Raw genomic sequence first — 9,225 nt, forward strand, 5'->3', positions numbered from 1 at the left:
GGACGGCGGCCACGGCGGCGGCCAGCCGCAGTGGCCCGACGGTCGGGGCCGTCGCCGCCGGCCGTGGCCCGTGGTGGCGTCGTCCCGCCCGGAGCGGATCGCGATCCGCCCGCCCCCGCCGGCCGGCGTCGGTCCGGACGGCGGGAGCCGGTCGCTCGCCCCGGTGTCGTCGGCGTCGGCGGTGACGTCGGCCCGCCAGGCGGCGAGCAACGCCGCGAGGTCGTCAGCGTCGGCGCCCTCCTCGCCCCGCATGAGCACGTCGAGAAGCAGGTCGTCGCGGGTGATCGTGCCGAGGTCCAGCTGCGTGGCGCCGTCCGGCTCGTGCCCCGTCATGCCGCCACCTCGTCAAGTCCGCTGCCGGCCAGGGTACGGAGCCGGGCCAGGGCCCGGGACTGGGCTACCCGTACGGCCGCCGCCGACATCCCGAGGATCGTGCCCACCTCCTCGGCGGTCAGACCGACCGCCACCCGGAGCGTGATGATCTCCCGCTGGACGTCGGGCAGCCGCTGCAACAGCACCGACAGCCGGCGGGCCAGGTCGGTGGCCACGGCCTGCTGCTCCGGGCCCGGCGCCGCGTCCGGACGCTCCAGCGGAGTGTCGGTCATCGTGACGGCGGAGTCGCGTACCGCCGCCCGCTGGGCGTCGGCGACCTTGTGCGCGGCGACGGCGAAGACGAACGCCGAGAACGGCTTGCCCTGCTCGCGGTAGCGGGGCAGGGCCTTCAGCACCGCCAGGCAGACCTCCTGGGCGATGTCGTCGGCCGTGGTGTACGCCCCACCGACGCGGCCCAGCCGGGCCCGGCAGTACCGCACCAGCCCCGGCCGTACGTCGGTGAGCAGGGCCGACACCGCCGTCGGATCGCCGACAGCGGCTCGACGGACGAGCTCTGGCTCGATCGATGTGGTCATGGAGTGTGAGACACCTTCGTTACCGGCGGGTTAACCGCACGCTATCGAGACGTGGGCCACTTTGCATAGGTCACCCTGGGTGCCCGCCCGCCTGCGCAAAGAAGTGTGTTGCGTTCTGCCCGGCCGCCGCGATGTTCCTGATGTCGACGGAGGGAGGGCGCATGGGTGTCGAAGTGGCCGTGCAGGGACTGACCAAGTCCTTTGGTGGCCAACCGGTCTGGTCGGACGTCAGCCTGACCCTGCCGGCGGGCGAGATCTCCGTGCTGCTGGGCCCGTCCGGCACCGGCAAGTCGGTGTTCCTCAAGACCCTGGTGGGGCTGCTCCGGCCCGACGCCGGCTCCATCTGGATCGAGGGCAAGGACCTGCCCCGCCTCTCCGAGCGCGCGCTGTACGAGGTGCGCAAGCTGTTCGGCGTGCTGTTCCAGGACGGCGCGCTGTTCGGCTCGATGAACATCTACGACAACGTGGCGTTCCCGCTGCGGGAGCACACCCGCAAGTCCGAGTCGCAGATCCGCGACGTGGTCAACGAGAAGCTCGACATGGTCGGCCTGGTCGGTGCCGAGAAGAAGCTGCCGGGCGAGATCTCCGGCGGCATGCGCAAGCGGGCGGGGCTGGCTCGCGCGCTGGTGCTCGACCCCCGCATCGTCCTGTTCGACGAGCCCGACTCCGGGCTGGACCCGGTGCGCACCGCGTACCTGAACCAGCTCATCATCGACCTCAACCAGCGGACCGGGGCGACGTTCCTGATCGTCACGCACGACATCAACACCGCGCGTACGGTGCCGGACAACATCGGGCTGATCTACCACGGGCACCTGGCCATGTTCGGGCCGCGGGAGATGCTGCTGTCCAGCACCGAGCCGGTGGTGCGGCAGTTCCTCAACGCCCAGCGGGTCGGCCCGATCGGGATGGCCGAGGAGAAGGACGCCGAGGAGTTGCAGGCCGAGGCGGACGCCGGGGCCGAGCTGCCGCCGCTGCCGCCCATCCCGCTGCAGCTGCCGCCCTCGGACGGGATGCCCCGCCAGGCCGAGCGCCCGCCGGGGCAGTGGTGCCGAGACAACGGGGTCACCCCACCACCCGGCTCCTTCGAGGGCCGCCGCGACGCCGCGCAGCCGACCATCGAGCTGGGCCGGGAGCTCGCCGCCGACGGGCGGCGCCACCGGGAGGTGGCCGGATGAGCGCCCCCGTCACCGCCGTCCGCGCAACCGGCGACTTCTTCGCCTTCTGCCTGGACACCCTGCGCGGCCTCGGCCGCCGGCCGGTGCAGGTCCGCGAGTTCGTCCAGCAGGCCTGGTTCATCAGCTCGGTGTCGATCCTGCCCGCCGCGCTCGTCTCCATTCCCTTCGGCGCGGTCATCGCGTTGCAGCTCGGCTCGCTGGTCCGTCAGCTCGGCGCGCAGTCGTTCACCGGTGCCGCGTCGGTGCTCGCGGTGGTCCGCGAGGCGGGGCCGATTGTCACCGCGCTGATCATCGCCGGCGCGGGTGGCTCGGCCATCTGCGCCGATCTCGGCTCCCGTAAGATCCGCGAGGAACTCGACGCGATGCAGGTGCTGGGCATCGACCCGATCCAGCGCCTGGTGGTGCCGCGCGTGCTTGCCTCCATGCTGGTCGCCGTCCTGCTCAACGGCCTGGTCAGCGTGGTCGGGGTGACCGGTGGCTACCTGTTCAACGTGGTCATGCAGGGCGGCACGCCCGGCGCGTACCTGGCCAGCTTCCAGGCGCTGGGGCAGCTGCCCGACCTGCTGGTGGGCGAGGTCAAGGCCCTGCTGTTCGGTGCGGCCGCCGCGCTGGTCGCCTCCTACAAGGGGATGACCGCCAAGGGCGGCCCGAAGGGCGTCGGCGACGCGGTCAACCAGAGCGTCGTGATCACCTTCATGTTGTTGTTCGCGCTGAACTTCGTCGTCACGGCCGTGTACTTCCAGGTTGTACCGCAGAAGGGAAGCTGACATGCCGGGCCTGCGGTACCTCGACGACCTGGGCGGACAGCTCGCCTTCTACCTGCGCGCCTTCGCCTGGACCCCGCGCACCGTGCGCCGCTACAAGCGCGAGGTTATCCGGCTGCTGGCTGAGGTGAGCTTCGGCTCCGGCGCGCTCGCCGTGGTCGGCGGCACGGTCGGCGTCATCTGCTTCCTGACCTATTTCACCGGCACCGAGGTCGGCCTGCAGGGCTACCAGGCGCTCAACCAGATCGGCAGCAGCGCCTTCACCGGCTTCGTCTCGGCGTACTTCAACACCCGGGAGATCTCCCCTCTGGTGGCGGCGTTGGCGCTGTCGGCCACCGTCGGCTGCGGTTTCACCGCCCAGCTCGGCGCGATGCGGATCTCCGAGGAGGTGGACGCCCTCGAGGTGATGGGCGTGCCGTCCCTGCCGTTCCTGGTCACCACCCGCATGATCGCCGGCTTCATCGCGGTCATCCCGCTCTACGTGGTGGGGCTGCTCACCAGCTACCTGGCCACCCGCACCATCGCCGTCTTCTACTTCGATCAGTCGGCCGGCACCTACGACTACTACTTCAATCTGTTCCTGCCCCCCGTCGACGTGCTGTGGTCCTTCTTCAAGGTGCTGGTCTTCAGTGTGATCGTCGTGCTGGTGCACTGCTACTACGGCTACACCGCCAGGGGCGGACCCGCCGCCGTCGGCGTCGCGGTCGGCCGGGCCGTCCGGCTCGCGATCGTCGCGGTCAACATCGTCGACTTCTTCCTGTCGCTGGCCATCTGGGGCGCGACCACCACCGTCCGGATCGCGGGGTGACATGAGAAATCGCATTCTGGGCATCGTCTTCATCGCCCTGCTGACCGCGGCGCTGACCGCCTCCGTGCTGCAGTACAACAAGGCGTTCACCCCGGTCGCCTGGGTGACCCTGCACGCCGGTCGGGCCGGGCTGCAGCTCAGCCCGGGCGCCGACGTCAAGGTACGCGGAGTGGTCGTCGGCGAGGTGCGCTCGGTGGACAGCAAGGGCGCCGGCGCGAGGATCCGGCTGGCCCTGGACCCGGCCACGACGCCCCTGATTCCGGCCGACGTCAGCGCGCGGCTGCTGCCCAAGACCCTCTTCGGCGAGCGGTACGTCGAACTCGTCCCGCCGACCGGCGGCGCGGCCGCACCGATCCGCGACGGCGCGGTCATCGGCCAGGACCGCAGCCGTACGGCCGTCGAGCTGGAACGGGTCCTCGACCAGGCGCTGCCCCTGCTGCAGGCGGTGCGGCCCGACCAGCTTGCCGCGACGCTCGGCGCCATCGCCACCGCGCTGGAGGGACGCGGCGAGCAGCTCGGCGCGAACGTCGAGCGGCTCGACGCGTACCTCAAGCAGTTGAACCCGGCCATGCCGACCATCGCCGAGGACGTCCGGAAACTGGCGGTCGTGCTGGACAGCTACGACGCCGCGCTGCCCGACCTGCTCGCTCTGCTTCGCGACGTGACCGTCACCTCCCGCACCGTCACCGACCAGCGTGAACAGCTGGCGGCGTTCCTCATCGAGACCACCGACACGGCGGACCTCACGCGCGGCTTCCTGGACCGCCACGGCGACCAGCTCATCTCCCTCGGCCAGGTCAGCCGACCGGTGCTGGAACTGCTCGCCACGTACTCCCCGGAGTACGCGTGCATGATGAGCGGCCTGGTCGCCCTGCAACCCCGCGTCGAGGAAGTCTTCGCCGGCGGGCGGATGCACATCACCCTCGAGGTCACCCGCGACGGCGGCAAGTACGAGAAGGGCCGCGACGAGCCGGTCTACGGCGCGCACGACGGCCCGCACTGCCGGGGCGTGCCCGACCCGGGGAAGCCGGCGCCCGAGGTGCCCATCAACGACGGTTACGACTACCGGGGCGAGCGCCCTCGTACGCCGCTGCCCGTCGGCCTGCCGGGGACCTCGCCGGCCGGCGGTTCCCCGGGCATGGGCCGGGCCGGCACCGCTGAGGAGCGTGCCCTGGTCAATCCTCTCGTCGGTGCCGTCACGGGCACCCCGCCGGCGGAGGTTCCCGACATCGCGGTCCTGCTCTGGGGGCCGTTGCTACGCGGAGGGGTGGTGAACGCCCGATGAGCAGCAAGACCATGGCGCCCCTGCTGAAGCTGGTGGTCTTCGCCGCGGTGACCCTGCTGCTGACCGCGCTGCTCGCGCAGACCCTCGGTGCCTTCCCGCCCGGCGGCGTCACCTACCGGGCCCGGTTCACCGACGTCACCGGGCTGCTCCCCGGGGACGACGTACGCGTCGCGGGGGTGAAGGTCGGCCAGGTCAGCCGGATCAAGGTGGTCGACAGCACCGTCGCGGAGGTGGCCTTCAACGTCACCCGCGACGTCCCGGTGGCTACCAGCGTCCGCGCCAAGATCCGCTACCGCAACCTGGTGGGTCAGCGGTACCTGGCGCTCAGCGAAGGGCCGGGGGAGGGGCGGCCGCTGCGGGCCGACGGCCTCATCCCGCTCGGCCAGACCACGCCGGCATTGGACCTCACCGTCCTGTTCAACGGGTTCCGGCCGTTGTTCACGGCCCTCGACCCCGACGACGTCAACAAGCTCGCCTACGAGATCATCCAGGTGCTGCAGGGCGAGGGCGGCACGGTGAGCAGCCTGCTGCAACGCACCGCGTCGCTGACCAACACCCTCGCCGACCGGGACGCCGTCATCGGACGGGTCGTCACCAACCTCAACGGCGTCCTGGCCACGCTGGCCGAACGGGACCGCAACCTCGACCAGAGCATCAGCCAGCTGCAGCAGTTCGTCTCCGGGCTCTCCGCCGACCGCAAGGCCATCGGCGAGTCGCTGGTCAGCATCGGTGAGCTCACCACCAGCACGTCCGCGCTGATCGACGACGTACGACCACCGCTAGCCGCGGACATCCGAGCCCTGGACGAACTGAGTGGCAACCTCAACCGCAACGCGGCCGTCATCGACGGCACCCTCGGCCGGCTGCCGGAGCGGTACGCGTCCCTGACCCGCGTCGCCTCCTACGGCTCCTGGTTCAACTTCTACCTCTGCGACTTCGACGGCAACGTGGCGGTGGCCGGCCGGGCGCCGATCGACGTGCCCACGTTCAGCGCCCCGGCCGCCCGATGCGCGGGAGGCAGCCAGTGAGACCGTTCCGGGAACGCAACCCCGTCGTCATCGGCACGGTCGGGCTGGCGCTGATCGTCGCCGCGCTGCTCGGCGCCTTCCAGCTCGACCGGCTGGCCGACCTCACCGGACGCGCCTACCAGGCGGCCTTCCACGACGCCAGCGGCCTCACCACCAGCAACGAGGTGCGGGTCGCCGGGGTGCGGGTGGGCAAGGTGACCGCGGTGGAGCTCGCCCGAGACGGTGCGCCCTACGTCCGGGTCCGGTTCCGGCTGGACGACGACAGCGTCCGCCTCGGCAACGACACCAGCGCCATGATCAGGATCAAGACGGTGCTCGGCCAGAAGTACCTGGCCCTGTCACCGGCCGGGCCCGGGCGGCTGCGCGAGGGCGGGCAGATTCCCCTCGCCCGGACCGCGGCGCCGTTCGACGTGGTGCAGGCAGTCACCGGACTCGCCGACACCCTCGACAAGGTCGACACCGAACAGCTCGCCGCCGCCTTCACCACCCTGTCCGAGACCTTCGCCGACACGCCCGACAGCGTGAATGCCTCCCTGGTCGGACTCTCCCGGCTCTCCCGCACCGTCGCCGACCGCGACGCCGAACTGCGGACCCTGCTCTCCCGCGCCCGCTCGGTCACCACGGTGCTGGCCAACCGGGACGAGGAGTTCCGCAAGCTGGTCGCCGACGGCGAGGCGCTGCTGGCCGAGGTGAGCCGGCGTCGGGACGCCATCCACAAGCTGCTCGTCGGCACCGACGAACTCGCCACGCAGCTCTCCGGACTGGTCACCGACAACCGCGCCCGGATCGAGCCCGCGTTGCGCAAGCTGCGTGAGGTGGTCGCCATCCTGCAGCGCAACAAGGAAGACCTGGAGAAGACCATCCAGCGGATGGGCCCGTTCGTCTCGACGTTCGCCAACGTGGTCGGCAACGGCCGCTGGTTCGACTCGTACGTGGCCGGTCTGCTCCAGCCGTACCAACCGACGAGGGGAGGCCGCTGATGCCCGGTCCCATCCAGCGCTGGCGAGGACCGGTCGCCGTCGCCACCGCCCTGCTGGTGGCCGTCGCCGCCGGCGTGGTCGTCCTCCGCGACGGCACACCCGACCGGCGGGTGGTCGCCTACTTCTCCCGTGCCGTTGGGGTGTACCCGGGATCGGACGTGCGGGTGCTGGGCGTTCGTGTCGGCGAGGTGCTCACGGTCACCCCGCAGGGCCGCAGTGTCAAGGTCACCATGTCGTACGACCCCGGGATCGACGTCCCCGCCGAGGCGCAGGCGCTCATCGTTCCGCCCAGCGTGGTCAGCGACCGGTACGTGCAGCTCACCCCCGCCTACGCCGGTGGCGCCAGGCTCACCGACGGGGCGGAGATCCCGCTGGAGCGGACCGCCGCACCGATGGAGATCGACGATGTCTACCAGGCGCTCGACGACTTCAACCGCACCCTCGGCCCGGAGGGGGCCAACCGCGACGGCGCCCTGTCCGACCTCGTCGCGACCGGCCGGGCCAACCTGGAGGGCAACGGGCAGAACCTGCACGACACCCTCGATGGCCTGTCCCGGGCGCTGACCACCCTCTCCGACGGCCGGCAGGACCTCTTCGGCTCCGTCGCCAACCTGCAACGCTTCACCACCGCGCTGGCCCGCAGCGACCGGGAGGTGCGCGCCTTCAACCGGCAACTCGCCGACGTCGCCGAACAGTTGGCCGGCCAACGCGACGAGCTGGCCGCCGCGCTGCGCAACCTCGCCACCGCGCTGGCCGACGTCACCGCTTTCGTCAAGCAGAACCGGGCCGCGTTGACCTCCAACGTCGCCGCGCTGACGGAGATCACCAGCGTGCTGGTCGGCCAGCAACAGGCGGTCATCGAGATCCTCGACGTCGCCCCGCTCGCCGTGAACAACCTCGCCCTCTCGTACAACCCACGGTCCGGCACGCTGGACACCCGCGACAACGCGATGGGTCCGTACGACCCGGCCAGCTTCGCCTGCTCCCTGTTGATCGACCAGCTTCCCGCCGCTGAGGTGCCCGCGAAGTGCATGGCGCTCGCGCAGACCCTGCACCAGCGCGGGCTGCCCATGACCGACCAGCTGCGCAAGCTGCTCAAGCTGCCGCCCGGCGCCCCGGCGACCGGCGGGTCCTCACCGGGACCTCCCATCAGCTCCCCCGGTGCGCCGATCCCCGACCAGGCGCCGGGCGGCTCCGGCATCACCAGCGACCCCACCCTCGGCGGCATCCTGCGGGGCACCCCGTGACCGCCCGGGCACTGCGCGCCCTGGCAGGCGCGGTCCTGGTGGCGCTGCTCCCGGCCGGGTGCGGCCTGCCCGACCTCGCCGACCTGCCGCTGCCCGGCGGCGCCCCGAAGGGCGAGGGGTACACCGTCACCGCCGAGTTCAGCGACGTGCTCGACCTGGTGCCGCAGGCCGCCGTCAAGGTCGACGACGTGACCGTCGGAAGCGTGGAGAAGATCTCCCTCGCCGGCTGGACCGCGCGGGTCACCCTGCGCATCGGCACCGACGTGCGCCTGCCGTCCAACGCCACTGCGGCGGTCCGGCAGAGCAGCCTGCTGGGCGAGAAGTACGTGACCGTCGCGGCGCCGATCACCGGAGCCTCGACCGGCCAACTCGCCAACGGCGACGTCATCCCGCTGTCCCGCACCAACCGCGGCGCCGAGGTCGAAGAGGTCCTCGCCGCCCTCGGCCTGCTGCTCAACGGTGGCGGGTTGGCTCAACTGCGGACCATCAACCAGGAACTCGGCACCGCACTCGCCGGACGGGAACCCGCCGTCCGGGACGCGCTGGGCCAGCTCGACGAGTTCATCGGCGGGCTGGACAAGCAGAAGGCCGACATGGTCCGCGCCCTCGACGCCCTCGACCGGCTGACCGGCCGGCTCAACCGGCAGAAGCAGGTGCTCGGCGACGCGGTGGACTCCCTCGCCCCCGGCCTGACCGTGCTGGCGCAACAGCGCGCCCAACTGACCAGCGCGCTGACCGCCCTGGACAAACTCGGCGACGTCGGCACCCGGGTCGTCAACCGCAGCCGCGACGACACCGTGGCCAACCTCCGGGCGCTGCAACCGATCCTGGAGGAGCTGGTACGCGCCGGTGACGACCTGCCGAAGTCCCTGGACTTCATGCTGTCGTACCCGTTCCCGCCGAACGTCACCGGCGCGATCGTCGGCGACTTCGTCAACCTGTCCGTCACCGCCGACCTCGACTCGGCCTCGATCCTGGCGAACCTGGCCGCTGCGGCCCCCGCGCCGGCAGGCCCGGCGGCGCCGCC

Annotated in this window: 10 protein-coding genes; 8 read left to right on the forward strand and 2 right to left on the reverse strand. The window is 71.6% G+C overall.

Annotated features, from left to right (window positions below):
* Together JNW89_RS18475 and shbA are read right to left on the reverse strand one after the other, a co-directional pair.
* The coding region (locus JNW89_RS18475; protein ID WP_238449865.1) for a hypothetical protein at positions 1-333 on the reverse strand (333 nt) is incomplete at its 3' end.
* Positions 330-908, reverse strand: coding sequence for an RNA polymerase sigma factor ShbA (gene shbA / locus JNW89_RS18480; protein ID WP_238449866.1), 579 nt, complete (start codon positions 906-908; stop codon positions 330-332). The genes shbA and JNW89_RS18475, both read right to left, overlap by 4 nt.
* Positions 909-1,069: 161 nt before the next feature.
* On the opposite strand from shbA, the gene JNW89_RS18485 reads away from it, so the two are divergent.
* The 8 genes from JNW89_RS18485 to JNW89_RS18520 form a co-directional block, all read left to right on the forward strand.
* Positions 1,070-2,086 (forward strand): ABC transporter ATP-binding protein, encoded by a 1,017-nt coding sequence (locus JNW89_RS18485; RefSeq protein ID WP_305070497.1) that lies wholly within the window; start codon positions 1,070-1,072, stop codon positions 2,084-2,086.
* A complete protein-coding gene (locus JNW89_RS18490; RefSeq protein WP_238447821.1) occupies positions 2,083-2,853 on the forward strand; it encodes an ABC transporter permease in 771 nt (256 codons plus the stop codon). Before JNW89_RS18485 ends, JNW89_RS18490 begins: the two co-directional genes overlap by 4 nt.
* 1 nt (position 2,854) lies before the next feature.
* Positions 2,855-3,658, forward strand: coding sequence for an ABC transporter permease (locus tag JNW89_RS18495; RefSeq protein ID WP_238447820.1), 804 nt, complete (start codon positions 2,855-2,857; stop codon positions 3,656-3,658).
* Between the two features lies 1 nt (position 3,659).
* Positions 3,660-4,943, forward strand: coding sequence for an MCE family protein (locus tag JNW89_RS18500; protein WP_238447819.1), 1,284 nt, complete (start codon positions 3,660-3,662; stop codon positions 4,941-4,943).
* Positions 4,940-5,971, forward strand: a complete 1,032-nt coding sequence (locus JNW89_RS18505; protein WP_238447818.1) for an MCE family protein — start codon at positions 4,940-4,942, stop codon at positions 5,969-5,971. Before JNW89_RS18500 ends, JNW89_RS18505 begins: the two co-directional genes overlap by 4 nt.
* The gene (locus JNW89_RS18510) at positions 5,968-6,951 is read left to right on the forward strand and encodes an MCE family protein (protein WP_238447817.1); all 984 of its coding nucleotides are present in this window, start codon (positions 5,968-5,970) and stop codon (positions 6,949-6,951) included. Before JNW89_RS18505 ends, JNW89_RS18510 begins: the two co-directional genes overlap by 4 nt.
* Positions 6,951-8,198 (forward strand): MCE family protein, encoded by a 1,248-nt coding sequence (locus tag JNW89_RS18515; RefSeq protein ID WP_238449867.1) that lies wholly within the window; start codon positions 6,951-6,953, stop codon positions 8,196-8,198. Before JNW89_RS18510 ends, JNW89_RS18515 begins: the two co-directional genes overlap by 1 nt.
* The coding region (locus JNW89_RS18520) for an MCE family protein (protein WP_238449868.1) at positions 8,195-9,225 on the forward strand (1,031 nt) is incomplete at its 3' end. The genes JNW89_RS18515 and JNW89_RS18520, both read left to right, overlap by 4 nt.

It is taken from the genome of Micromonospora sp. 4G55 (assembly GCF_016803375.1).

What these genes read in the sequence shown, in the direction of transcription:
- JNW89_RS18505 (WP_238447818.1), top strand. Translation starts at nt 4,940, where the DNA reads ATGAGCAGCAAGACCATGGCGCCCCTGCTGAAGCTGGTGGTCTTCGCC.
- JNW89_RS18485 (WP_305070497.1), top strand. Translation starts at nt 1,070, where the DNA reads ATGGGTGTCGAAGTGGCCGTGCAGGGACTGACCAAGTCCTTTGGTGGC.
- JNW89_RS18495 (WP_238447820.1), top strand. Translation starts at nt 2,855, where the DNA reads ATGCCGGGCCTGCGGTACCTCGACGACCTGGGCGGACAGCTCGCCTTC.
- JNW89_RS18515 (WP_238449867.1), top strand. Translation starts at nt 6,951, where the DNA reads ATGCCCGGTCCCATCCAGCGCTGGCGAGGACCGGTCGCCGTCGCCACC.
- JNW89_RS18490 (WP_238447821.1), top strand. Translation starts at nt 2,083, where the DNA reads ATGAGCGCCCCCGTCACCGCCGTCCGCGCAACCGGCGACTTCTTCGCC.
- shbA (WP_238449866.1), bottom strand. Translation starts at nt 908, where the DNA reads ATGACCACATCGATCGAGCCAGAGCTCGTCCGTCGAGCCGCTGTCGGC.
- JNW89_RS18500 (WP_238447819.1), top strand. Translation starts at nt 3,660, where the DNA reads ATGAGAAATCGCATTCTGGGCATCGTCTTCATCGCCCTGCTGACCGCG.